24 protein-coding genes and 1 tRNA gene are annotated in these 26051 nt (G+C 56.8%); 1 reads left to right on the forward strand and 24 read right to left on the reverse strand.

Features of this window, described 5'->3' with window-relative positions; genetic code table 11:
• Positions 1–90 precede the first annotated feature (90 nt).
• The 3 genes from AC1Q6X_RS07395 to AC1Q6X_RS07405 form a co-directional block, all read right to left on the reverse strand.
• On the reverse strand, positions 91–777 hold the full coding sequence (locus AC1Q6X_RS07395) for an acyltransferase (RefSeq protein ID WP_230503989.1): 687 nt from the start codon (positions 775–777) through the stop codon (positions 91–93).
• Between the two features lie 61 nt (positions 778–838).
• Positions 839–1948, reverse strand: coding sequence for an acyltransferase family protein (locus AC1Q6X_RS07400; protein ID WP_492496143.1), 1110 nt, complete (start codon positions 1946–1948; stop codon positions 839–841).
• Positions 1860–3065: a glycosyltransferase family 4 protein gene (locus AC1Q6X_RS07405; RefSeq protein WP_230503985.1), complete on the reverse strand. Its 1206-nt coding sequence runs from the start codon at positions 3063–3065 to the stop codon at positions 1860–1862. Before AC1Q6X_RS07405 ends, AC1Q6X_RS07400 begins: the two co-directional genes overlap by 89 nt.
• A 289-nt stretch (positions 3066–3354) precedes the next feature.
• Between AC1Q6X_RS07405 and AC1Q6X_RS07410 the strand changes: the two genes are divergently transcribed.
• Positions 3355–3762, forward strand: a complete 408-nt coding sequence (locus tag AC1Q6X_RS07410; protein ID WP_099410436.1) for a serine O-acetyltransferase — start codon at positions 3355–3357, stop codon at positions 3760–3762.
• Between the two features lie 59 nt (positions 3763–3821).
• Here the strand turns inward: AC1Q6X_RS07410 and AC1Q6X_RS07415 are convergent, their stop codons facing one another.
• From AC1Q6X_RS07415 to AC1Q6X_RS07515, 21 genes are all read right to left on the reverse strand, one after another.
• Complete coding sequence (locus AC1Q6X_RS07415; protein WP_492496146.1) at positions 3822–6041, reverse strand: heparinase II/III domain-containing protein; 2220 nt, start codon at positions 6039–6041, stop codon at positions 3822–3824.
• A 381-nt stretch (positions 6042–6422) separates the two neighbouring features.
• Positions 6423–7097: a glycosyltransferase family 32 protein gene (locus AC1Q6X_RS07420; protein ID WP_218963616.1), complete on the reverse strand. Its 675-nt coding sequence runs from the start codon at positions 7095–7097 to the stop codon at positions 6423–6425.
• A 47-nt stretch (positions 7098–7144) separates the two neighbouring features.
• Positions 7145–8407, reverse strand: coding sequence for a lipopolysaccharide biosynthesis protein (locus AC1Q6X_RS07425; protein ID WP_099410434.1), 1263 nt, complete (start codon positions 8405–8407; stop codon positions 7145–7147).
• Positions 8404–9996: a hypothetical protein gene (locus AC1Q6X_RS07430; RefSeq protein ID WP_492496148.1), complete on the reverse strand. Its 1593-nt coding sequence runs from the start codon at positions 9994–9996 to the stop codon at positions 8404–8406. Before AC1Q6X_RS07430 ends, AC1Q6X_RS07425 begins: the two co-directional genes overlap by 4 nt.
• A gap of 78 nt (positions 9997–10074) precedes the next feature.
• The gene (locus tag AC1Q6X_RS07435) at positions 10075–10200 is read right to left on the reverse strand and encodes a hypothetical protein (RefSeq protein WP_492496150.1); all 126 of its coding nucleotides are present in this window, start codon (positions 10198–10200) and stop codon (positions 10075–10077) included.
• Positions 10201–10210: 10 nt separating this feature from the next.
• The gene (locus AC1Q6X_RS07440) at positions 10211–10777 is read right to left on the reverse strand and encodes an exosortase C-terminal domain/associated protein EpsI (RefSeq protein WP_492496152.1); all 567 of its coding nucleotides are present in this window, start codon (positions 10775–10777) and stop codon (positions 10211–10213) included.
• On the reverse strand, positions 10774–11682 hold the full coding sequence (gene xrtB, locus AC1Q6X_RS07445) for an exosortase B (RefSeq protein ID WP_230503977.1): 909 nt from the start codon (positions 11680–11682) through the stop codon (positions 10774–10776). Before xrtB ends, AC1Q6X_RS07440 begins: the two co-directional genes overlap by 4 nt.
• Positions 11682–12560: a chain length determinant protein tyrosine kinase EpsG gene (gene epsG, locus AC1Q6X_RS07450; RefSeq protein ID WP_099410430.1), complete on the reverse strand. Its 879-nt coding sequence runs from the start codon at positions 12558–12560 to the stop codon at positions 11682–11684. Before epsG ends, xrtB begins: the two co-directional genes overlap by 1 nt.
• Before the next feature lie 18 nt (positions 12561–12578).
• Positions 12579–13988: a chain length determinant protein EpsF gene (epsF, locus tag AC1Q6X_RS07455; RefSeq protein WP_099410429.1), complete on the reverse strand. Its 1410-nt coding sequence runs from the start codon at positions 13986–13988 to the stop codon at positions 12579–12581.
• 62 nt (positions 13989–14050) lie between these two features.
• Entirely contained in the window at positions 14051–14839 is a 789-nt protein-coding gene (epsE, locus tag AC1Q6X_RS07460; protein ID WP_180279087.1) for a polysaccharide export protein EpsE, read from the reverse strand.
• 46 nt (positions 14840–14885) lie between these two features.
• Complete coding sequence (locus AC1Q6X_RS07465; protein WP_373632283.1) at positions 14886–15860, reverse strand: EpsD family peptidyl-prolyl cis-trans isomerase; 975 nt, start codon at positions 15858–15860, stop codon at positions 14886–14888.
• 630 nt (positions 15861–16490) lie between these two features.
• Positions 16491–17873 (reverse strand): undecaprenyl-phosphate glucose phosphotransferase, encoded by a 1383-nt coding sequence (locus tag AC1Q6X_RS07470; protein WP_230503975.1) that lies wholly within the window; start codon positions 17871–17873, stop codon positions 16491–16493.
• Between the two features lie 8 nt (positions 17874–17881).
• Complete coding sequence (gene epsL, locus AC1Q6X_RS07475) at positions 17882–19153, reverse strand: XrtB/PEP-CTERM-associated polysaccharide biosynthesis outer membrane protein EpsL (RefSeq protein ID WP_099410485.1); 1272 nt, start codon at positions 19151–19153, stop codon at positions 17882–17884.
• Between the two features lie 40 nt (positions 19154–19193).
• Entirely contained in the window at positions 19194–19856 is a 663-nt protein-coding gene (locus AC1Q6X_RS07480) for a CAAX prenyl protease-related protein (protein ID WP_180279086.1), read from the reverse strand.
• A 176-nt stretch (positions 19857–20032) separates the two neighbouring features.
• Positions 20033–21925 (reverse strand): ATP-binding cassette domain-containing protein, encoded by a 1893-nt coding sequence (locus AC1Q6X_RS07485; RefSeq protein ID WP_492496157.1) that lies wholly within the window; start codon positions 21923–21925, stop codon positions 20033–20035.
• Between the two features lie 159 nt (positions 21926–22084).
• Positions 22085–22159, reverse strand: a tRNA-Arg gene (locus tag AC1Q6X_RS07490).
• Between the two features lie 77 nt (positions 22160–22236).
• Positions 22237–22968, reverse strand: coding sequence for a PEP_CTERM-anchored TLD domain-containing protein (locus AC1Q6X_RS07495; protein ID WP_230503970.1), 732 nt, complete (start codon positions 22966–22968; stop codon positions 22237–22239).
• Between the two features lie 120 nt (positions 22969–23088).
• Complete coding sequence (locus AC1Q6X_RS07500; RefSeq protein WP_492496533.1) at positions 23089–23481, reverse strand: RidA family protein; 393 nt, start codon at positions 23479–23481, stop codon at positions 23089–23091.
• Positions 23482–23507: 26 nt separating this feature from the next.
• Positions 23508–24659, reverse strand: a complete 1152-nt coding sequence (locus AC1Q6X_RS07505; RefSeq protein WP_492496159.1) for an acyl-CoA dehydrogenase family protein — start codon at positions 24657–24659, stop codon at positions 23508–23510.
• Position 24660: 1 nt separating this feature from the next.
• The gene (locus AC1Q6X_RS07510; protein WP_492496161.1) at positions 24661–25515 is read right to left on the reverse strand and encodes an enoyl-CoA hydratase family protein; all 855 of its coding nucleotides are present in this window, start codon (positions 25513–25515) and stop codon (positions 24661–24663) included.
• Between the two features lie 10 nt (positions 25516–25525).
• Positions 25526–26047 (reverse strand): MarR family winged helix-turn-helix transcriptional regulator, encoded by a 522-nt coding sequence (locus AC1Q6X_RS07515; RefSeq protein WP_492496163.1) that lies wholly within the window; start codon positions 26045–26047, stop codon positions 25526–25528.
• Positions 26048–26051: the final 4 nt, after the last annotated feature.

Below are 26051 nucleotides of genomic sequence, written 5' to 3' on the forward strand. Positions count from 1 at the left end.
TAATCATGTAACCAGTGTGCGCGCGATATCACTTTGCGCAGCGAGAAAAACTGGCGCAAGCATAAAAAACCTGCTTTTCAGGCATGATTCTCAATCGCGTATGCCGGCGGCATGGAGAAAAGCCTCAAAGGATGCGAACTGCGCCTTGTGATTCGCCACATACCGCGGATAGGCCCGGTCCAGTTGGCGTTTCACCGGCACGCGGTCGTCCAGCTGGTCGCCATCCATGAACAACGGAAATTCTTCCCAGAAATCTTCCACCACAGGGCGCCGCCCCAGACGCTCCTGGATGCTGCGCGCATACTCAAAGGCTTCAGCCACACATTTGACTTTGCGCTTTTCATAATATTGCTCGACATTTCCGACAATCCGCGCCGGATTGCCCGCTACGATCGCGCCGGACGGTACGTCCCTGGTGACGACAGCGCCATAGCCGATCACGCAGTTATCGCCGATGGTCACACCCTTGAGTACAGTGCAGTTGCGGGCAAAATACACGTTTCGGCCGATCACCACCTTACCCGAAGAATTAACGAAGTCGCCATGCAAATCCAGGAACAGGTTGGTGACGAAATCATGCGTCAGAATCTCCGTGCCAGAATTGATCGTCGTTCCCGCGCCAATTTCCAGCAAGGTTGGGCGCGTGACATCGATACTGATGGTCTTCAAATTTCCCCAACGAATGTTTTCACCAAGCGCAACGCCGCGCCCGCGAAGCATCTGCTCAAAACGACGTACCCGCCGCGCAGCAAGAATTTTTTTTATGGAAGCAAGCATACCGATTATCCCAAGTCATTAATAACAGAACTATCCACAAGATGCGGGACAGTCGTGCAACTTACAAAATATAGCGCCAGCGTCGCGCCAACAGCACCAGCGGCAGGCTGGCAAGCAACGACAGGAACAGTCCTGCCAAGGTCAGGCTTCCCCAGTCTTGCCATCCCCAATAGACCCCCAAGGCCAGGCAAGCAGGATGAATAAAGTAGACTGCGGATGACATTCTGGAGGCCAGCATGCTGCCGTGCGGGGGGGCATGCAGTGCTGCCATGAAGCATGCTGGTGCTGCCAGGGCCAGCGCAAACACCATGTCGAAACCTTTCTTGGTCGCGCCTTGCAAGAGATAGTTCGCATGCGCCTCCAGCAGAACAAGAAGCAATGCTGCAGCGGCAACGCTCACCATCGCCGCCTGGCTTCGCGGACGCCAGGCATGTCTGGCGATCAAGAAGCCCGCACACAGGAAAGGGAAGCCAAAAAACAAAAAGTTACGGGACATCCAGTTCAGCGCCACGATATTTTGCAGCAGAGAGGATGAGAAATTGTGATAAACACGACAATATTGCAGACAGCCCCCCATCACAAACAAGATGGCGGCCATGGCAGCAAGACGGGCGCTTGCCTGCTTACGCAAGCAATATAGCAAGATACCGGCACAGATCAGGCCCGACATATACCAGAGGTGGTGATACCCCATCACCACCGTGGCAAACAGCATGGCCCAGGCAGTCATACCGGAGAGTGCCTGCGGATGCAGGTAGCATGGCAAATACAGCACCATCCAGAATGCGTAAATACCGGCAGATTTTTTCAACCAAGAAAGAAAAGTGGCTCTGCTCGTACATGCCTTGCTGAAATAATAGCCATTCATAATGAAAAAGACGGGTACCGCTATGCGGAAGAGGCCATTGACCGTCAAATAGGCGCCTTCGCCAACCGCCTCGCTTCCGGCATGCAAAGCCAGTACCATGACGGCCAGCACCATGCGAAATCCATCGAGCACCCCGTCACGCGGGGGGGCACTATTTGCTGGTGACAAAGTTCCCATCCATTGATCTCCTTTGCCTTCGGTACTTGGCAAAAGCCTAGGCGGCTGCGATATGGCGATACTGTTGAGCAACATGCTCAGCAATGATGGCATAGCTGCGCGCGCTGGCAATATACGCCGGCCCATGGCTGGCGCGCAAACGGGCGCGTTCCGGGTTGGCCAGCACCTCGTCCATGGCGCTGGCCATGGCGGCCGGCATGCTAACCGTCAGCCAGCCGGCCTGACTGGCCTCCAGCACCTGCACCTGGTCGGGGCTGTCATTGCCGACGGCGGGCATTGCCAGGGCCAGGTATTCCAGTAATTTGGTAGGAGAACTGACATCGTAGCGGACTCCGCGTGGAATATAGGACAGCGCCAGATCGGCGCCCAACAGCAATTCCCAGGCCTGCGCCGAAGGCAGCCACCCGGTAATGCGGACAGCGTCGGACAGGCCGGCACGCTCCGCGTACTGCAGCAAGTCCTGCTCGTCCTGTACATAGGGAGAACCACCGATCAATAACAGACAGGCACGCGGAACCGTTACGCGCAACAACTGGAGCGCCTCGATCAGGCGTTCGACATTACGCGATTTGTCCAGGGTCCCCAGATAGGCGAGCAGCGGTACGTCCTGCCAGCCTTCCGGACGCCTGCTCGATCGGGGGGCGCCTTCCATGAGTTCCATGTCCACGCCCATCGGCACGGCACTCAGGCGCTCGGCAGGAATTCCTTTTGCGATCATATAGTCACGCATGGCATCGCTTTGCACGAAAATGTGCTTGGCACCCGGCAAGACGAGCCGGTATAGAAGTTGCGCCTCCAACAATCCTTTGACCAGTACCAGCCGCTGACGCAGACTGGGCTGGCGAGCCAGCTGATGGCGCGCGTTTTCTATGCGGCCTTCGCACATCAGGTAGGATACCCAATAGGTAAATGGAATTTTCTTGAAGCGGGCAATACACATTGCAAGCAGGCCGATCGACACCATGTCACGTACCTGGATAATATGGCAGTCGCCACGCCGGGCTGACAGCAGACTACGAAGGCTCAGCTTGATGAACGACCATTCGCGCCGCAAGCGGCTGGAGTGATAAAGGGGACGCTGCGCCGAGGCAAAGTTCTGTTCCTGGAATGGCGCACTGTCCGCCGTCCCCACCAGATCACATACGACTTGATGGCGGGGCAAATATTTACCGAACAGGACAGCCACATCCGGACGAAAGGTCGGCAATGCCTCAGGCACGAGCTGTAGTATTTTGAGAAACATGTATGAAGAGTCGCAGAGGCAAGGTGAATCAATCGTCGAGGACGAAAAATATTATCATAAATGGCATAGAATTATTATAATTGTACCATCCATGCCTGCGAACAATGTCAGTTACACCATATCTTCGGCAGAATGACTCGTACTGCCAGAATAAAGTGTACAGGGCAACAGGCCATACATCCGATATTTCATTGCAATGTCACCAGCTATCCGGTTACGCTGCCGTCTGCCGTCTGCCGTCGCCACGCCGCCGTACATACACCGCCAACTTGAAAAGGCTGCGCTCCCCATGCTAAAAATATTTCGCCTGTCTGCCTGGCTACACCGCCATCGCATCCCGTTCCTGCCAAGAATTCTCTACGTGCTCAACCGCATGCTCTTTGCCGTGGTGTTGCCGCCAGGCGTAACAATGGGCAAGGACGTATTGCTGGCATATAGCGGGCTGGGTACCGTTGTGCATGCACGTGCCGTCATTGGCGACCGCGTCAAGATATCGCAGAACGTCACCATCGGTGGGCGCGCTGGATTGCTGAAGGTTCCGGTGATCGAAGATGATGTGGAAATTGGTGCGGGCGCCTGTGTCCTGGGGCCCATTACGATAGGCCGCAGCGCGAAGATAGGTGCCAATGCGGTAGTGCTGCATGACGTGCCAGCTGGTGCCACCGCGGTCGGCATCCCGGCGCGCCCCGTTTTTTAGAACCGCAAGCGAGCTTGCAACACTGCCGGCATGGCGCCGGCAGTGTCATCAAGTTTGCATCAAGGCAAGACGATAGACTGCGTGCCCACGGTGAGTTGTCGTCCTGTCGACGTTTGCGTCAGCTGCGATTTGATTCCCTTGCAACCCACATCGAGCACCACCAGAAACTCGCCTTTCAATGCCGCAGCCGGTTTGACGAAGGCCGCGTGGTCTTCTATCGTACCGACCTTCGGTGGCGGACTCAAACGCCTGGCCAGCGCCGTACCGTCAGTCGATAATGATTGCAGACACAGGCTGCGATCAACGTTGACGATCTTTGCCGCATTGGCAGTGGTAAAGGTAATGGGCGCGGCAGCATGCAGGTTCCATTCGAAAATACGCGGTGTCGCCGAAGCGAGCGTATCAAGCACAACTACCATATCCTGACCGCGCAAATACCAGACCTTGCGTAAAGCCGTCGTCAACAATCCGTTGTAAGCGGGCAAGGCATCGCCTTCGGCATAGTCCAGCGTCGGCGACGTGTGGAAGGCAGTAATGCGCCCCTTGCGATCCAGCAACTCCAGCGTGCCGGCGACTGGTTGGCCCAGCCCGCCATCGACCGTCACAGCATTGTGCGCCTTGGTGGTGCGATACCAGCTCATCGCTTGCGGCGATGCAAAATAATCCTGATAACCCGCCTCCGTCAGCAGTTTGCGGCCACCGCTGTTGATCACGATGCTATTTTGGTCACCATGACTATGGTTATAGGAGCCATACGGACTGGACTTGAAGAAAACGGAAGTGCGCGCCCGGTCGGCCATACTGCTATGCATGGCCACCCAGCCGATACTTGGAAACAGCATCGCATTCGGCGGCGGCGCCGGGGCGGTCACTGTTGCCACTGGCAGGGGATACGGCGCCTGCAGCAACGTAATCGGATTTTCCTCTCCCACCGTGTTGTTGACAAACCACGCCGCAGCGGGCGTTTTCTGGCGCGAGATGAACGCTTTCATCAATGCCTGATCAGGCACGCCTTCATGTACGTCGCCAAACACATGGCTAGGGGTGCCAGGCGGAGTGAATTGCATGAAGAAACTGGCAAAGCCCGCTGCCCATGGTTTTTCAAACAGGTTGATGCCGGTTGCCTGGGCCAGTGGCTGCCACACTTGCATCTGCATGTCGATCGTGTACTGCGCATACGCCGTGCCATTGGAATAGCCCCCTTCGGCGCCACTCCAGACATGGATCAAGTGCGCATATGAGCGCACTGCAAAATCGAGCCAGACCTTCGCTTCAGGTGATTCGCCCAGTGCCAGGACAGAAATCAGGCTTAGGTAGCCAAGTGCCTCGATACCGTGCGAGTCCAGCGGTGTCTGGTCAAGCCGGCCATTGCCCACCGCCAGATTATCGTAGATTGGGCGCGCACGCAGAATCGCCATGTCCATCCAGACCTTGCGCCGTGGGGTATCCAGCTCATTCCAGAGCAAGTCGGCCCCCTTGGCCAGCACCAGCGACATCATGCGCGCCACCTGGTCTTGCGCCGCAAAGCTGGTTGCGCCCTCGGGATCGAGCGAAGCGATCTGGTCGCCTCGCGCAATGGCTTCCTGCAGATACTTCTTGTCGAGGGTGAGTCGATACATGAGCGCCGCAGCTTCCATCTGCCGTATCACGCTCCCCATCGTATTCGACACCAGCACATATTGGGCGGAAATTGCCGCGGCGCCTGCCGTCGATGACAAGGGGGGGAAGTTCGCATTAGATACCGGCGCCAGTGAAATCATGCGCGTATTCACTTCGGTAGTGAGCTTGGCAAGGGCACCGCCGCGATCTGCGCGCATTGCAGCGGACCAGTTGCTTGCCAACTGGAAGTTGGTCGCCAGTTGCCGCGGACGTGGGTGAGCAAGTATCGCCGTACCAATATTATTATTCTCGGGCACGACAAATTGTTTGGATGTCGCATCAATCATGAAACCACGCCAATCCGACCATTCGATAACCGAACTCAGAGGGCGCACCCGCCACGCATACTGGCCAGCCTCAAGGGGCTGCGCTAGCAGGATGAAATTGCGGCTGACCGTATAGGAGGTAGTCGTCCCGCCCTTACGTTGGATTTCAACCACATATTGCGCCGGATAAGTCCGATGACGCGCCCATGTGATGGAAGGGGGATTTTGCGGCTGAGTCTGTAATTGATCTGGCGCAGGGCGTACGATGCCTGGCGTGGCCGACATGACCCAGTCTGCACGGCTGGGCAAACAAGTCACCAGCAGGCTGGCCAGCAACAAGCCCGAACTGGTCATTATTCTTGTAGGCATTTGATATCTCCTGATATAGAGGTGAAGGGCATGATAAGCGCCTCCCAGACTGCAGTCAGGCTTGCCGGTGTCAACTCACCAGTGAACATATCGGACTCAAGGGGGAACTTCTTCAATTAAAACAACGGCAACAGGGAAAAACGGCAGCGCCAGAAACACCTGATTAATGTTGCATTCAGCCGTCACTATACACCAAGGAATTGTAAATAACTGTCGCTTAGAGACAACCACCCCCACAAAAATCATATATGCGCAAAGCCGCTTAGAATGCGACTTAAGCAACCATTTACGAAAATGAAATGTGAAATATGGATAAATATAGCGCTTTAAGCATGACTAACCAACAAGCGAACGAATATCAAAATATTAATTCCAGTTTCCCGGAAAAGGATTGAAGGAAATCTGCCATTTACGGCGAATAGCAAATTTTGCCAAGGCACGGGATAGCAGCCGCTGCAGGCGCCCATCGGCCCAGGAACCATGTAATCCATAGTGATGTACGCCATAGGTTTCCGCCGTAACGTCCGCATACATGAATTGCCGGGGATTGCGCGCGATATCGGGATCATACGGATTAAACGGATAAAACGACTTGGGCGCCAGAATCCTGCTATGGTCCTCGCCTGCCAGGGCGACCGCGCGTTTGAGGATATGCGGTGAAGTGGCAAACATCTGGCGCCTGCTTAGCTCATCAGCAATAAGACTGCGCGCATGCTGCATCGTCAAATCACCAGCCTGACAGGCGATAAATGCGGTGGCGATAGAACGCTTGCTTTCGCGTGCCAGCAGGCAGTCCACGCCAATTAGTAACTCATCAATCGGACGGATCAATTCGAGATCGGTATCCAGATAAATGCCGCCATGCGCCACCAGTGCGTCAAAACGAACCCAATCGGCGACAAATGCCCATTTTTTTTGCCTGATCGCCGCGCGACAATAGGCATTATCCAAATTGGAATTACTCTCATTCCATAGCTTGATTTCATAATCGGGACAGTATTTTCTCCATGATGCCACGCACCGCTCGTGCAAGCCATTCATCTGTCCATCGCCAAACCAGCAATAATGTATTAGCTTAGGTATCATATTTATTGAGGCATCAAACGCCGTAGTAAGAATATTTTTAATATGGCCACAAGAGAAACATGCACGAGAAATGCGCTGACACTGCCAAGCAGGCCGTAGTGCGAAGTCAGCAGCCATAACATCATCAGGTAAAAGACATTCGACCCTATCGCGATAATAGTCGTCTGCCGCAACTTGCCAAGCGACCAATATAGGGCATGAGTCGTTACAAAGGTTCCCGCCAGCATGGCGCTGGCCAGCACCACGGCGAACTCCCATGGATAACTCTGCAGGCCAGAAAATATCAACGGCATCCATAATTTTTGGCTAGCAAAGCACAGCGCTCCGGCGACCAGCGAAACGCCTGAAAGCACGCGCAGCGTTTTCAGCCAGAGCGTAAAAGCACCGCGCACGTCGCCCGCGTTGACGCGTGAAGCAAATTCGGGAATGGAGGCTGAATAGAACGGGGCACTGGCCATATTCACCAGGGCATAAATCCGCTTCAGGATACTAAATACGCCGAGGTACTCTCCCGACAGCGAAAAACCCAGTATCACGCGGTCCAGCTGAGCCACAGGCAAGTCACAGATCGCCTGGAAAGTACTCCAGCGCCCAGCTCTGACTATGCGCCTCTGATCCACGGTGCTGGCCTCGAGGCTGCCATCGAGTCCCTTCCTGGCCAGGTGAATATATAAGAAGAGGCCCGCACAGCGCAGTGCTTCCGGCACAAAATAGGCCAGCACCAGCATAAATGCGCTTGGCGAAAAATGCGCTGCCAAAAATAGTGACAGCAGGCGTAACAGACTGCTCAGCAAACCAGCCAGCATCAACACCTGATATTTGTTAATCAGGCGAAAATAAGCAGTGGGGGTACCCACAATAGGAAAGATGGCCGCCAAGGCCAGCAATATCAGCTGAGACAAAGAAAAGGTACTTAGCTGGCTTAGCTGAAACAGCTTAAGTATCAGCATCACGGCCATGACCCCGCACACCGCGAGCAGCTCGAAACGCGCACTTTTCCAGACAGCCGCACTGAGTGCCTGCGGCAACAAGCGGCGGCCGGGCAACTCAATCAGCAATCCCTGCCAATACTGAAAATTGCACACGGTGAATACGGCCAGCGCAATTGACTGCACCAACACGAGGTGACCGAATGCGGCGATACCGATGATCTTCAGGCTGAGTGGAATGGCAAGTACGCTGACGCCTGCTGAAGCTATGTTCAGCAGAAACATCATCGAACTGTTTTTAAGCAAATTATTAAAACTGCTGCGCGAATGGCTCATCGTCCCGGCAGTGCCCCGGCACGCGCTGTGCGCGGCTTCTGAAGCGGCTGAACAGCTGCCGCATGCGCATGACGGTAACGGCAGAAATGCACAATGCAGCCCAGGCTGAAAAACATCAGCAATTGCAAGGTGGATTCATCAAGCAAGGCACGGTTGTAGATCACTGTCGTACTGAGCATGATCATTGTAACCGTACTGACATCCACTATCGCCAGCCGTTCCGGATCGGCCCCCGAGAATTTCACGTAACGCAGACCCGCCACGATACCCGTCAGCGGGATGGCAAGGAAGGCCAGCAAGCCGAGGACGCCGACATCCCATAGCAACGCGGAAATGGCCGTGGCGTTGATGGCCAGGCGACGATAACGCACCGCGACAATACCTTGTCCCGTACCTGCATTCGTCGCGCTTGCGCCCGGCCCGTAGCCGACCAGGCGCTCCACCAGGGTCGGCATGGGGTCGCGATACCAAAGATACATGGAGGCGCCGCGCCCCACCTCGCCGGTGGTGTAGTTGACGCTGCGCGGATCAAAGAAATATCCGCCCGTCCGGTCGAGCTTTTCTTCCACCGTCTTGCCGCCACCGATCACGTCGCCCCAGTACAGTGCCTTGTAGGCGCCATATGTGCCCCCCATAAACAGGCCAATAAACAGGCCAAAGGTAACAAAGGCAAAAATGTTTTTCAGCACGCGCTGGCGCAGGATCAAAAAGAGGGCCAAAGGCAGCCAGACAAAAACTGCTTTAACTTCACCCAGGATACTGATTGCCAGAACCACCGCCAGCATGCCAGCCGGCAGCAAAGGCCCGCTCAGGCCGCGCACCCAGCGCGCCACCACATACAGCAGGCCGCTCGTGCTGAACAAGACCAACGTAGCGCTCATGCCCAGTCCGAAAGAGCCAACGACCCCATCCCAACCCAGGCTGCTCATCATGAAGAAATGCTGGTAAATTACAATTGGCAATTGGATCACTGTGATGATGGCGATCAGTTTCCAAAGCGTCTGGAGTCGGTTCAACGGCCATTCAAACCAGTACAGCGCAAACAACACGCCGAACATGGGTACGCAAAAGCGAAAGGCGGAAATCATCTTGGGCAAACTCAGGTGCCCAATGGCCATGCCGAAGAAAAAGAAGGACAAGTAGAGGAATGAGGCAACGATGACGGCGCTGGCGCCGAAAGCGGGCTTCGGCGCCAGTTCGCGGCGTCCATTGAAGGAACTCAGCTCAAGAACGGCTCGGGCGAAAAACAGGGCGCCGAGGCCACTGCCTAGCCACGCCGCCAAACGCAGGTTGAACGCATACTGCGCCATGCCCTGCACCAGGAAAGTAAACACAAACAGGACCGGCAGCAAATTTTTCGTGTTGACCACCGCGACTACCGGCACGATCAGCATGATACCGGCAAGAATGAGGGTCAATTGATTCGAACCGAGCGCCACCACAGCACCGAGCAGCAGCGCCAGGAAAGCCACGCCTAGCGCAATCAATACGGTAGAGGCGCCCGGCATGCGCAAGCCCGCGTTTTTGCGGCGGGAGGAATTCGTTTGCGGCACACCTGCCGGGCTCAACTTAGCTCGAAAAAAACTCATCTTGATTCCAATTTGGGTGCAAGCTCGCACCACAATGATAGTTTGGGCTGCAAACCAGGCAACCTCGCCAGGCAAGCGTTAGCTGCCCTGGCCCGAGAAATGACGACGATGCGCCGGTGTCATGGAAGACAGCATCTGATTGACAAAATCCTGGGCTAAAGTAAAGCCATGCTCATTATCCTGCGTAATCGTCGATACGCGCATCAGAGTAGCGTCAGGAATGCGGCCATCCAGCGCATAGGCCAGCCTTGACCTTTTTCATCTGCCAGATGTCGTTAACAGCCTTCTCGCCAACCACGACCCAATAAATGATCGGCTCATTGCGATTATTTAAAGCCGCTACCAGACGCGAGGCTGGAATGCTGCCTGCTACCGTATCCAGTGGTTCATGCGTGGTGGGGCCGACCGCGAAGCCCTGACCACCATAACAGCCTTCGGGGAAGTGAATCGACAAATTGTCGCTCTGATCAGTTCCATAGGCAATCGATAGCATGATGCGTTCGCCTTCACGATTGACATAGGTACGCGTCAGGGTCTGGTTATAAATTTTGTTGATTTCCTCAAGCGCCGTTGGATTGACAACGGCGGAAATCTGCGCACGGTCTTCCTGCCAGTCGCCGAATGCAGCAGGAATCGCCGTTTCCAGCATAATTTTCGGCCGGCTGTCGGCGATGCGGATCGTGGGGGTAGCTCGCTGCCCGAGCCATAATGCGAACAACATGCACAAGCCCAGTATCACGCCGCTGATCCAGGCCTTGCTCACTTGTGTATGCGTATTCATGGCTGGCCTTCCTGGCTGCGTTTGCTATTGCCGCGTCGCACTATCCATTGCAGCAAGGTGTCTAGACTAATAATCAATATCAATGCGCTGATGAAGAGCACCATGCCGGCAAAACCATGCAGGAAACCTTGACCTGCGGCATCACCAAAATAATATGTAATGAGCGTGAGCGTCATGACGCGTATCACATTGGCGGTAAAGGAAATCGGAATGATCAGCGTCGCCAGGACGATATTACGGAACGGTGAAGTATGGCGCACCAGATTCAGGTAGAACAGGCCCAGTGCCTCAAGCGTCAACAATGTCTGCAAACCGGCACAGGCATCGGCAACCAGCAATTGATATTGTCCGATCTGCAGAATCACGCCACTGCGTGCAATGGGATAGCCGGCCCAGAACAACAGGTGTTCCGTGACATAGGAAACGGCGATTTTCATTGGCAGCGTCAATGCCGAGACGATAGCGCTAGGCAATGGGATCATGAAAAACATGAAGAAAAACGGGAACCACACGGCGCGCAGCGACGCCGCGCCAAACTTGAAGCAGACAATCGACATCGTAACGACGACAAAGGAGCCTATCTCAAACGCCAGGATCTGTTGCGAGACGCCGACGACATACAGCAGCAGGCCAAAGATGAACATGAACGAACCCAGCACAGGAGAGCCGCGGGGATCGGCACGTTCCAGAAGCTTGGCACGCTGGTGATACAGCAGCCACACGGACAGCGCCAAAATGATCGGCCCATGCGCCTGGTCTTCTGTCGCCCAAATGCCATGGAAAAGCGAGTAAAAAGATGGCAGGTACAGCGCCAGGAAGCCAATAATGATCGGCAACCATTCCAGAATGATCGCGCGCGACGGCAACTTGTCACGCACCGATGCAGGATGGCTAAGCGCACTCATCAAAAATCTACCAGCACGGAACCAACGACTTCGACGCCACTTTGTACCATTTGCTCCGTCATCGCATGGATATCATGCAATAGCGTGTAATTCTTGCGCGCCACCAGCAGCACGCCTCCAGCCCGGGTTGCCGTGATCAAGGCATCGGAACCAACGGAAAAAGCGGAGGTATCGTAAAGCACGACATCATAGCGGGACTCCAGCTGCGCATTGAGTCCGCTAAACGGCGAACGACTCAGCATCTCCTGCGGGTTTGGAGGAAGCGTGCCGGCTCCCAGTACGGACAGATCGACAAAAGAGTCGATTTTAGTAACGGCCCCCTGATCAGCGCGTCCGGCCAGCATGTCCGACAGCCCCTGCCGGCCTTTCAAATCAAAGATCTCATGCTGACGCGGCGTACGCAGGTTGGCATCCACCAGCAAGGTATGCTCCCCAAGCTGTGAAAATACCACGGCCAGGTTAGCGGCGAACAGGCTCGCACCTTCACCTGGGTTAACCGACATCACGACCAGCGCCTTATGGCCGCGCGCAAACCAGCGCAACATGAGTTGACTGCGCACAGCGCGCAACGTTTCCACTTGGGCACTGAATGGCTGATAGGCCGCCACCAGCTTGTCGGAAAAATCCCCCTGCCCCGCTTGCAGATAAGGGTAGTCAAACTGGCGCGCCAGAACTTGCTGAATATCGGCTTCCGTCACAAGCCCAAGGCGCTGCGCGGCTTCGCCAAAACGAATGCCCAGCTCTTTTTGCATGCGCAATACGCGCTCGGCATTTTCAGGCGAAATCTTGCCCGATTCAAGCAGCAAGCCGCCAATGCTCGAGTCGCCGCCACGCGGCAGGGTTGGGGTGGTCTGAACAGAATGTGGGACTGGATTCATGATGCTTTCCAAGAAAAATTAATTTGCGCGCAAAGAGCGCGGCAACAGCGACCAGAAACGATTCCCCCGTGTGCGGGCTGGCGCATTCCAGGCAATGCTGCCAAGCATGGGCAACTGCAAGGCATCGGAAAGATCATTTTCAGAACGCACGCGGCGATCCAGCATTTCAGCCAGCAAGGCCACACCGATACCGAACATTGTGCCAAGGAACAGGGCTAGTACCGTATTCAACAAGACCTTGGGGCCCGCCGGCTGGCTGGGTGGCACTGCCGGATTCAACAGCGAGATATCAGACTGCTCAGATTGCCCTTCCAGGCGCGTCTGGGACAAGCGCTGCGACGTCGCCTCGAAAGCACGCTGGGCACTTTCCACATCCTTTTGCAAAACGCCCATCTCGTCCCGGGTACGGTTCAATTCCAGCACTTTCGCCTTTTGCGCGGCAAGCGCGGCACGAATGGCACCTTCGCGCTGCGACATGATCTGCGCGTTATTGCCGACACTGTTTGACGTGACGCGCAAGCTTTCCTTCAGGTCGCTGCGTAATTTATCGACTTCAGCCTTTGCAGACTGATACTGCGGGTGATTGGTGCCCAGTCGCTGGCCAATCTCGGCAAGCTTGGATTCAGCGCTACCCAGCCCCACCTTCAGGCTTTGGATCAGCGGGTTGGCCGCCACGTCGGGCGATTCGGCAAAGGCACCGCCCTGTGCCATGCGCTGGCGCGACGTCGCTTCCATTGCCAACCCTTGTGCCGCGACCAACTGCGCCGACAGGTCGTTGAGGCGGTTCGACTCGACATCGAGACGGTTATCAAGGCTAACGATGCCATTTTTTTGTTGATACTCGGACAGACGGCTTTGCGCGCTCTCCAGGGCATCGCGCAACAGCTTCGTCTGTTCCGTGAAATACGTCGATGCCTTTCTCATGGGATCGACTTTAAGTTGAATACTGGTCTTTTGATATTCGTCAGCAAAGGCATTGGCTACAGCTGCAACAAATTGCGGATCGCTGCCCTTGAAACTGATGTCGACCACGCTACTTTCGTGCGACGGAACAATTTCCAGCTTGGCCAACAGTAACTCGGCAAGCCAGTCACGCACATTGCCTACGCCCTTCGAGGCCTCATTAAACTGCGCAATCACGGCTGGACTTTCCGCCAGGTGCAATTGATCGACTACACGCAGTGCAACATTCTTGCTGCTGATAATATCAATCTGCGTTGCCATGTAGCCGGGTAACAACTGTCCAGGCATCGCCATCCCGGTAACGGGATCAATACCTTTGTAGTTCATCAATACCGACGCCGATGCCTTGTATGTCTTGGGCAGCAGCGCGCTGACGATAACGGTCGCCCCCACCGTAATCAGCAAGGTAATGATCAATATCCATTTGCGCGCACGCAGGATCAGTAAAAATTGTGAAAAATTCATGGTACAGCTCTCATATCAGAGAAATCGATTCAGACAAATTATCCGGACGTGCGCGACGCAAATTAAAACAGGCTTTCCCTGACATAAACGACGTCGTCTGTTTGCAGAAGATCATCGTGCTTCGCTTCAATCGTTTCCAATTTACCTGCGCCATCGCGACGCTTGATGCGCATGCTGCGCTCCGTGCCACGCTGCGTCAGGCCGCCACCGACAGACAGCGCCTGCAGGACGGTCATTCCCCGTTCGAGGCGGAAGGTCCCAGGTCGCTGTACCTCTCCATAGATATAGAAACGCGGCGTGCGTTCCACGTAAATCACGTCATTGCCAGTCAGATCAACGTCACGGTCCAGTGAACCGGCGCGCACCATTTCGATAATGTCGATCACTTCCTTGCTGGTCTTGCCATCGCGCTTACGGATCAGATTGATGGTATCGCCCGCTTCGGCTGTAAAGCCGCCCGCCATTGCCAGCACATCCATCAGGCTGCGCTTGCCTTCGAGCGGATAGCGTCCAGGGCGATTCACCTGTCCCAGCACGGATACCTGCTGGCTCTGCAACGACGTTACGATGATATTGACCTGTGCCTTGCGCAGAAAACCGCCACCTTCGAGAAGGTTGCCAATTTTCTTTTCTGCAGCGGCAACGGAAAGCCCCCCGATGGGTACGGCGCCAACCAGAGGAAACGTGATCTCACCCGCTTCGCTGACGCGGGTTTCCAGACCAAGGTCCGGGCTACCGTACACGGAGATTTTCAGCACATCGCCTGCACCGAGCAAAACATCGGCGGCACCGGCCACACCAGCGGTCAGCGCAAAAAAGGCTGCCATTATCCACATTGCAAGTCGTTTCATGATTTGCCTGCTTCCATAAAAATTTGCGTTCATCTTATACCTGGCATCACTTCAGCCCGGCTGCTCCACGTTCATTCACGTCGTTCGACACTGCGGCCGGCCCGGCAGGCGCTGACGCCGGCGTCGCCGGCGTAACTGTCGAGGCCGCGTCCTTGCCCGCCGCAGGCTGGTTCAAATATTCGATCTTTGCCGTTGCGCGCAAACGCTTGAGCTCAGCATCGGCCACATCCTTGGTTTTCTTATTAGTAAGAAACTGTTCGATTTGCGGCGCCGCCTGGGCCAAGGTCACAGGACTATCCTTGATATCGGCCAGCGAAATCAGCAAGGTACGGTCACCTTCGCGAATAATGAATAACTGCCCTTTCGGCATGGCCAGCAACTTCCCGCTCAGCTCTGGCGCCAAGTCGGCGCTCGAACGGGATAGTTGCGTACGACCATACTTCACCTGATGCGTATCGAGCCAGGCTGCCACCTCATCGAGCGACTTGGCCGCGTCCATTGCGGCCTTCAGCGCATCATTCATATCGGCGCTGGCAATAATCAACTCGCGCATATCGAACTGCTTGCGCTGGGTGAAATATTGCGGATTCTTTTCAAAATACGCTTCCACCTCGGCCTTGCCCGGACGGGGCAGCGATCCGATCTTTTTCTGCATATAGGCCTGCGCAATGATCAAGGACTTCGCGCGCTCGACCGCCTGCACGACCTTGGGATCGCGGTCCATTTTCTCCTTGACCGCTTCATTCAACAGCAGTTGGCGATCAATCAACGATTCCAGCAGTTGTTTGCTCGCAGCATCTTGCTGCGCAGCCTGTACATTGGCACGCTGCATCTCTTCATTGAGCTGAAGAACAGTAATTTCCTCGCCATTCACACTTGCCAGTGCCTGCCCGGCCTTCTTTTCCTTGTTGCCACACGCGGCCATACCTACAGCGGTCAGCAAGACCAAGGCCGAACACAGCATACGAGAGTTCAGTCCCGGCACGTGCACACTCCAACGTTGTTTATGCAAGAGGTTCAAAATTACTCCTTTAGTTCAGAAAAGAAATCGCTCACGACAATTTAATGACAAAAAATATAACTATACTATCAAAAAATATTGCCAAAATAGCAGATTTCTCATGGAATTATGGGACTAGACCACACAATTGTCAATATTATAAATATGATACACAATGTACAAGAGCAGCCGGAAACTATTTGCTTAAAAATCCATTAAGCAGATTTAAAAACAACTGTTTCCAAGAAAACTTACAGCCAGACGCCTGTCATTCTTTATCTGCTCAGGCTTAAAAATAGCATTTCTTGTACTTGGTACGAATTTAGTTTTCCTGTAAGAACGCTGTAGCGACGCGTTCCCGGGCAGGATCGGCGAGGATGGGGCCGTAGTCTGAAGCGCAGCATGGACAAACACCGGTGCGTGAGATGGCGAAGCCGTGCGAACCAAGCCGGCGGCCGGTAAGGCAACCGAAGCAATACGCGTCGCCACCTGCCGCTACATGATGCTGTCGCGCCTTCTGCTATTGTTCTTTGCATTACGCCCGATTCGCCGGTACAGACCATGGGTCCGTACTTCGAATGCTTGCTTCATTTTAACGCGTATTGATCTGACGCAAAACAAATTCCATGCAGTGTTGCTCGGTCACTTCACTCAATGGGCATTGTCCCGTTTAAGCACAACCTTCACCGTGCGCATGATAATCCACAGATCCAGCCAGAGTGACCAGTTGCGCAGGTAGTCGAGGTCAAAATGAATGCGCGCTTCCATCTTGTCCAGGGTTTCTGTCTCGCCGCGCAAACCATTTACCTGCGCCCATCCCGTGATGCCGGGCTTGACCTTGTGACGCAGCATGTAGCCTTTGATCAACTTACGATACTGCTCATTGTGCGCCACAGCATGGGGACGCGGCCCGACTATGCTCATGCGGCCCTGTAGCACATTGATAAATTGCGGCAATTCATCGAGTGAACTGCGGCGCAGGAAACCGCCGATGCGCGTGACGCGCTGGTCGTTTTTCGTGGCCTGCACCACCTTGTCGCCATCCTCGCTGACCGTCATCGAGCGGAATTTATACACAATAATTTCCTCGCCATACAAGCCGTAGCGGCGCTGGCGGAAAATCACGGGACCTTTCGAGGTCATCTTCACGGCGATGGCGATGACGAGCATCACTGGCAACAACATGATCTGGATCAGCAGGCCCAGCACGATGTCGCTGCCACGTTTGACCATGCTGTTAAAGCCCGTGAACGGCGACTCGCGGATGGCGATCACCGGCATGCCGCCTACGTTGTCGAAACGCGCCTGCATCAGATCGAAGATATAGATATCCGGCAGGAAATACACGGATGCCGTCGTATCCTGCAATTCATCGAGCATCTTGCGGATGCGCGGCTGGGCTGAAATCGGCTGGCTGATGAATATCATCTTGATATTGTGTTCGCGCACATAGGCGGCAATATCGGCCATCTTCCCCAGCATGGGTTCACGCATTTTCTCCGGCCAGCGGTCATCGGTACGGTCGTCGAAGAACCCCCGCACGTTCATGAACAGGTTCGGATTGCGCTCTACGGTCGTGGCAAACTTCAGGCTGGCGTCATTGGCCCCGATGATGACGACCGAGCGCACTTCGCTGTCGCGGCCGGGATCGGCCACCATGCGCCGTGCGGCAAGATGACTGAGCAGCAATATGAATGGCGTCAGCAGAAACCAGGCCAGTACCAGCTCGCGGTCGAAATGGAACGCCAGCCCCGTCGCCGAGCCAAGAAAGATCAGAATCAGGGCGGTAATGGTCCAGCTGACAAAGATATCGCGCGCGTAGGCGAGCATGCGGCCACTGCGCCACGTACGGTACGGATCAACATATTGAAACACCGACGATGAAATAAAAAACGCCAGTATCATCAGTACCAGCGAATAACCGGTAAAGGGCGAGCCCGACAAGGCGGACAACAAATACAGCGTGCCCATGATGATCAAAGGATCGAGGATGCGCTGGAAAAACGAAATCAGGGGTATATCATTGACCGTCATAATACTCATCAGAACTGAATGCTGGCGTTAATGGAAGCGCCTTTGGCACGGTAACTACCTGTGTTGATAATGGGAGCGCCTCTGCGCGTATCGCGGAATGCGCTGACGCCCAATTGAATATTTGGCCGCGGCACATACGTCAGACCGATGCTGGCCGTTTTCGTGGTGTCGTCGACATTGACGGGCAGCACCAAGCCGCTCGCCGCGGAAAAATCGCGTTTCTCGCGCCGCAGTTGCGCATCCATGCGCACTTTGGCCGAGATATCCCAGGCAGCAGCGAGGCTGGCGCCATTGTTCAAGCTACTGGTAATCAGGGAATTTTCCACTGCTGCAAATTCATGCCACAGGCTACCCGTAAAACGCACCTTGCCAAGCGGGGCCCAGTTCACAGTGATGCGCCCATTGGCGCCGCTGGAATCACGCCCGGAAAATAGCTCGTTCTTGCGTTTCACCCAGCCGCCAAGCAACTGCATTTGCGTCACGCCGCTGAGATTCCAATAAATATTCGCCTTCACTTCGTCCTGCTCATACCCCTGCTCGATACCGAACGCGGCCAGGTTTGCCCGGTTCGGAAAGCTCCCTTTCAAATGGCGCAGCTGTATGCCGATCCGGCTTCCGCTGGCAGGCAAATAATCGAAGCCCAGTTCAATGGCATCTTCTTGCCTATTGGAAAATCTTTGCGCAATCGAATCATAACTATATCGATCGCGTGAGAATCCCCCCCGCACGCGCCAGCTGGGGTGAAAGCGCCAGCCGCCATTCGCATACTCGCGGCGTATCGTGCGCAGGTTACGTTCCGAGCTTCGCAAATCGCTGAACGGCGTCAGTGTCTGTGCATAGCTGGCGCCCAGGTGGCCTTCGAGGTGATTCGCAATATGCCACTCGAGATCAGCCAGATAGTCTTTGCCCGTGTAATCGAGCTGGTCAAAATGATCAAAGTAGACGCGTGACCACTTTACCTGCCCCGTCAGCAACTGCCGGCCGATGGGACGATTGATCCGGAATCCCGCTTGCACCTGGCGCGAGGTGTCGGAACGCTGCCCATCAAAACCGGGCACATTGTCATCGATGCGGAACAAATTATCGTCATACGAGTACGACGTCGCAATAAAAGGCGAAATCGTATCGCTGATGGCGGCGCCAGCCGGCAAACTGCATGCCGCGCCACCGGCTGCCAACAGCGTAGCGGGCAATATGCGGGCCAGAACCGAGGCCAAACGGTTGCGCTGCAATCCGGATTGCCCGATATGGGCCTGGCAATGATACGGTGAAGTCAACATGGGCATTGTCTTTGAAAGAGCAAACAGTTGGTTGGCAATATTACCAGTAAGTCCAGTGGCCGCCAGAAATAATCCAGAGGCCCAACACGCCGTTCGTCACACCATGGGCGAGGATGGGCGACCACAGGTTCTGGCTGCGCATGTACAGCAAACTGTAGGCGGCGCCGGCAACGATACCGGCCAGCCACAAATTGTGTTCGAAGCCAAACAGTACCACGCTGACAACAAAAGCCTTGGCACTGGCCAGGCGTGGCTGAAATTTCAGGAAATCAGGGGCATCGATCCAACGCAGCAGGAAAGAGCGCCAGAACAGCTCTTCCATCACTGGCACCACGAGAGCCGCGCCGGCGATGCGCAGCACCACCAGACTCCATTCGACCTGGCCATCATTGCGCGGGTCGAATCCGTCCGCATTGCCGATCGTCATCCAGCCTGCATCGAGGTTGATCCACAGCAGAAAAACAACAATGCCGGTGGCCAGCGCCGCGGCCAGCGCACGCGCGCCCAATGGCACCCAGGCCAGTTCCGTGTAGCTGCGGCGCCAGTACAGCAACATACCCAGCACGACGCCGATCTTGACGGCGTACAGCCAGCGCAAGTCCTGCGCGGCGAAGCCCGCCCGGCCCAGCATGTCTGCGATAAAGATAAAGGAGAGATAGGCCAAGAATGGCGCTACCCGGGGCAAGGCGGCGCGGTCAAACATACTGATGCGCACCGGAGATGAAACCACGCGCCGGACGCGGTGGTCCGGAGCGCGTGTTTTTGATAACAAACATGCATCCCCCGATGTAAAAAATATAATTATATAATTATATCAAGCAGAACCGTTGCCGTGGCAAATAATCCTAACTTAATTACAACAGGAGAGGCAGAAAACAATCAACCGTTGGCGCGCGCCTCGATCTGCTCCCACTTTTCCAGCGCTTCCAGCAGTTCGCCTTCGATCTCGGCCACGCGCGCATTCAGGCGCTTGCCTTCGGCCGGCGTCTTCTTGTAGAAGTCCGGATGCGACAGTTCGGCGGCCAGCACCGATTGCTCGTCTTCCAGCTTGGCGATCAATTTCGGCAACTCTTCCAGCTCGCGCTGCTCCTTGTAGCTGAGCTTTTTCTGCTTGGCAACGGGTGCGGCGGCCTCGACCTTCACGGCCGGCTTGTTGGCCGGCGCCGTGGCGATCGGCAAGGTGCGCACGCGCTCCCAGTCCGTGTAGCCGCCGACGAATTCGCGCCACTTGCCCTCGCCTTCGGCGACGATCACTTGCGTGACGACGTTGTCGAGGAAGGTACGGTCATGGCTGACGAGGAAGACGGTGCCGGTGTATTCTTCCAGCAACTCTTCCAGCAATTCCAGGGTATCAATATCCAAGTCATTGGTCGGCTCATCGAGCACCAGCACGTTGGCCGGCTTGGCGAACAGACGCGCCAGCAGCAAACGGTTGCGCTCGCCACCGGACAGGGACTTGACGGGCGAACGCGCACGTTCCGGCGCGAACAGGAAATCGTTCAAATACGTCATCACATGGCGACGCTGGCCATTGATCTCGACCCAGTCGCTGCCTGGCGCGATGGTTTCCATCAGATTCGCCTCTTCGTTCAGCTGCGTGCGCATCTGGTCGAAATACGCGACCTGCAGCTTGGTGCCCAGGCGGATGGTGCCCGTGTCCGACTGCTCTTCACCCAGAATCATTTTCAGCAAGGTGGTCTTGCCGGCGCCGTTGGCGCCGATCAGGCCAACCTTGTCGCCGCGCAAGATGGTGGCGCTGAAATCCTTGACGATGACCTTGTCGCCGTAGATCTTCGAAACGTTTTCCAGGTCCGCCACGATCTTGCCTGAGCGTTCGCCGGCCGACACGTCCAGTTTCACTTGGCCCTGCTGTTCGCGGCGCGCATTGCGCGTCAGGCGCAGCGCTTCCAGGCGGCGCACGCGGCCTTCGTCGCGCACGCGGCGCGCCTTGACGCCCTTGCGTATCCACACCTCTTCCTGCGCCAGGAACTTGTCGAACTTGGCGTTTTCCACTTCCTCGATTTCCAGCTGCTCCGCCTTGCGTGTCTGGTAAGCCGTGAAGTTGCCCGGGTACGACAGCAAACGGCCGCGGTCGAGTTCGATGATGCGCGTGGCAACGTTGTCGAGGAAGGAGCGGTCATGGGTGATGAACAGCACGCTGCCCTTGAAGTCGCGCAGCAAACCTTCCAGCCACAGGATGGAGCTGAAGTCCAGATGGTTGGTCGGCTCATCGAGCAGCAGCACATCGGGCGCCGACACCAGCGCGCGCGCCAGCGCCACGCGCTTCTGCATGCCGCCAGACAGGGTTTTCATCAGCATGTCGCCCGTCAGGTTCAAGCGGTCGAGCACGGTTTCCACCTTGTTCGGCAAGCTCCACGCATCGGCCGCATCGAGTTTGACCTGGATGTCGTGCATGCGTTCCATCAGTTCGTCGTCATTGCCCTGGCCAAACTGGCCCGTCAGCGCATCGTATTCCTTCAACCAGGCCTGCGACTCGCCCATGCCGGACGCGACGGCGTCGAACACGGACATGTCCGGATCGAATTGCGGTTCCTGCTCCACATAGGCGATCTTGATGCCCTGCTGCATGACCAGCAAGCCATCATCGAGCTTGAACTTGCCCGAAATGACCTTCAACAGCGACGATTTCCCCGTGCCGTTGCGGCCGATCAAGCCGACCCGTTCCGAGGTTTCCAGTGAAAATTCCGCGTGATCGAGCAGCGCGACGTGACCGAACGCAAGTTGCGCCGATGAAAGAGAAATGACAGCCATAATGAGTAAAGGTGTACGGGCGCCGCCTCGCGCGCACCGCGTGGTACGCCAAACAGCTGCCGATTGGATGAATGAAGCACGCATTGTACCGACAACTCGGCACAACCAGTACATTGCGGCCAGCATGAACTCAGGCCACCGGCGCGCGTTGCGTGGATGTGGTGTCGCCAGCAGGAATCGAACCTGCATTTAAGTCTTAGGAGGACCTTGTACTATCCATTGTACGATGGCGACACGCGCAGCGGCATTATACAGGCTGGCGCCCGCCATGGACAGCGTGGCAAGCGGACGGCATTTTTGACTGCGACGCGTCAGGCCAGCGCGCGCTTGCGGCGGCGAACCACGCCCAGCACGCCCAATCCCGCCAGCAGCAGCGCATAGGTGACTGGCTCGGGAATGGCGCTGATGCTGAATACCTGGATGGCGCCATAAGTGATGTCAGCCCCCTTCCAGACGGAGCCATCCAGAAGGCTATAGCCCATCGTCGGCTGACCGTAGTGGTTATAGGTATACAAGTAGGACGAGCCGCCATTGGTCAGATTCTCGGGAACGTAGAGGTCATGGCCGACGCCGAAGGTAGGACCGGCCTTGGCACCGTTGAAGGTCTGATCCTTGCCCAAGCCATCTCCGCTGAAATACTGCTTCAACTGCGGCAGCATGAAGCCCGCTGTCAGATTGAACAGGAAGGCCGTGCGCTCGCTGTCCTCCATGGTCACATGCATGCCATCAGTCGAGCTCCAGCTTTGTGGATTGTAGCCGCCCACCAGCCACGTCTTGCCCGATGAATTCGTGGCTTCCATAACGGAAAATGTGCGCCCCTTGCCATCGGAGGCCTTATGGAAATCGAGCGAAGTGTCGCCCGCCGCCTTGCTGTAGATATTCGTCAGCGCCAGACGGCCCTCTCCGAGCCAAGTTTCCAATTGCGCCTGATAGCCAGGAGACAGTAGCGACGTGCCGGTTCCGGCCTGCGCGCCCAGGCAAACACCCATACCGGCCACGGCCAGCACCACACTTCTTACTGCCTTAAAATTATTGTGCATCATCTGCCTCGACTGTCAGTATTTGAAGCCGGCGTATTTTCCGGTTGCCAAATATAACATAGCAGATATTGTTTTTATATTTCTTATTTTAGCGCAAAAGAATATAATTTTGATAAAAATAATTCATTCAGGCAACACCGCCGTCACCTCGATCTCGACCTTCGCTCTGTCCTCGATGAGTCCCGCCACCTGCACGGCCGTCATGGCCGGGAAGTGCTTGCCGATGATTTCCCTGTAAGCAACGCCGATTTGTGGATATGACGCCACATATTCCTTCTTGTCCAGTACATACCAGTTCATGCGCACGATGTGCTCGGGCAAGGCGCCCGCCTCGGCCAGCACGGCGACGACATTCTGCAACGCCTGGCGCACCTGTCCCGCAAAGTCATCCGTATGAAACTGGCCCTGCGTATCCCAGCCGATCATGCCGCTGACGTACACCGTGCGTCCGCTGGCGGCAATACCGTTCGCATAGCCGCGCGGCCTGGCCCATCCCGCTGGTTGCAGCACTTGCATCGTGTTCTCCTCGTTGTTCTTGCCGTTCATGCGTTCCCCGCCTCGCGCAGCAGTTCGCGCGCGATGATCAATTGCTGCACTTCGCTGGCGCCCTCATAGATGCGCAGCGCGCGGATTTCGCGGTACAGGCGCTCGACCGGGTGCCCGCTGACGACGCCCATGCCGCCAAACAGCTGCACGGCCGCGTCGATCACCTGCTGCGCCGTTTCCGTGGCCGTCAGCTTGGCCATCGCGGCCTCCTTCGTCACCTTGCGGCCCTGGTCGCGCTGCCAGGCGGCGCGGTAGGTCAGCAGCGCGGCCGCATCGATGCCGGTGGCCATCTGCGCCAATTTTGCCTGCGTCAACTGGAAGTCCGCCAGAGTCTGGCCGAACATCTGGCGTGCCGTCGCGTGGCGCAGCGCTTCGTCGAACGCGCGCCGCGCGAAACCCAGGGCGGCGGCGGCCACCGACGTGCGGAACACGTCGAGTGTCGCCATGGCCACCTTGAAGCCCTGCCCCGCTTCGCCCAAACGCTGCGACACGGGTACGCGGCAATTGGCAAAGCGCAGGCGCGCCAGCGGATGCGGCGCGATGACGGCGATGCGCTCGGCGATTTCCAGCCCGGGATTGTCGGCGTCAACGATGAAGGCGCTGATGCCGCGCGCCCCTGGCGCCTCGCCCGTGCGGGTGAACACCACGTAAAAGTCGGCGATGCCGCCGTTCGAGATCCACGTCTTTTCGCCGTCAAGCACATAGTCGTCGCCGTCGCGGCGCGCCGCGCACGCCATGGCCGCCACGTCGGAGCCGGCCTGCGGCTCGGACAGGGCAAAGGCGGCGATGCGCTTGCCGCTGGCCACGTCCGGCAGATAGCGCGCCTTGTTCCCGGCACTGCCGAACAGGCCGATGGCGCCGGAGCCGAGTCCCTGCATGGCAAAGGCGAAATCGGCCAGGCCGTCGTGGCGCGCCAGGGTTTCGCGCATCAGGCAAATGGCGCGCGTGTCGATCTGGCCATCGGTGCCCGTGGCGTAGGCCAGCCATCCGCCCTGCCCCAGTTGCGCCACCCGCGCGCGGCAAGCCGCATCGACGTCGGCGCCATGGGCGTCGTCCAGGTGCAGCGCCGCCCAGGCATCGAGTTCGCGTTCAAGTTCGGCATGATGCGTCTCGAAAAACGGCCAGTCCAGATAGCTCATATCACGCATGTCAGTTACCCTCAAACTGTGGTTGCTCTTTCGCCACGAAGGCGTGATAGGCGCGATGAAAATCGTTGGTGGCCATGCAAATGGCTTGCGCCTGCGCTTCCGCCTCGATGGCCTCGTCGACGCCCATGTTCCACTCCTGCTGCAGCATTTTTTTCGTCATGCCGTGCGCGAAGGTGGGGCCGCTGGCCAGGCCGGCGGCGAACAGCTGCGCCGCCTCGGCCAGCTCTTCCGGCTCGACCAGGCGGTTAAGCCAACCCCAGCGCTCGGCCTCGGCTCCGGCCAGGGAGCGCCCCGTGTACAGCAATTCGGCGGCGCGGCCCTGGCCGATCACGCGCGGCAGCAAGGCGCAGGCGCCCATGTCGCAGCCGGCCAGGCCCACGCGGGCAAACAAAAAGGCCGTCTTGCTGCGCGCCGTGCCGATGCGGATATCGGAAGCCAGCGCCAGCATGGCGCCGGCGCCCGCGCATATGCCGTCGATGGCGGCGATGATGGGTTGCGGGCAGGCGCGCATGGCTTTCACCACGTCACCCGTCATGCGGGTAAACGCCAACAGGCCGGGCATGTCGAGCCGCGTCAGCGGGCCGATGATGTCGTGCACGTCGCCGCCCGAACAGAAATTGCCGCCGCTGCCCGTGATGACCACGGCCTTGACGTCGTCCGCATGCGCCAGCACGCGGAACAGCTCGCGCAGCTCCGCATACGAATCGAAGGTGAGCGGATTCTTGCGCTCGGGCCGGTGCAGGGTCAAGGTGGCCACGCCGCCTTCGACGGAAAACAGAAAATGCCGCGCGGCGTAGCCGGCCAGGCTGGCGCGGTTGCCTGGCAGGTCTTGCGGCTGGCCCGGTAGATGGCGCATGGTGCTTCCTTTATTTATCGATGGTGTCACGATCGTGTTCATTCAAGTGCTGTTTCATCTGCGACAGCAGGTCGATCAAACGGGTTTTGTCATCGGGCGTCACGCCGTGCAGCAGTTCGGCGATCCAGCCCTCATGCACGCGCGCCATCTCGTCGAAGGCGCGCCGGCCGGCCGGCGTCAGCTTGACGCTGTACGAGCGGCGGTCTTTCGGGTCGACCACGCGCACCACGAGTTTTTCCTGCTCCAGCTGGTCGGTGATGCCCGTGATATTGCCGCCTGTGACCATCATGCGCCTGGACAGTTCGCCCATGCGCAAACCATCGGGAAAGCGTTCGAGCTGCGCCATCAGGTCGAAGCGGGGCAAGGTGATGCCGAAGGTGGCGCGCAGGCGCGTGCGCACTTCGTTTTCGATTTTCACTGTGCACGAGAGCATGCGCAGCCACAGCTTGAGCGACTGGTGGTGGTCCTGCGTCAGCCGGCTGGCCAGATCCAGCACGGGTTCGTCCTGCACATTTTCGTTTTCTTTGTCCATGATC

It is taken from the genome of Janthinobacterium sp. GW823-FHT06H09 (assembly GCF_058794735.1).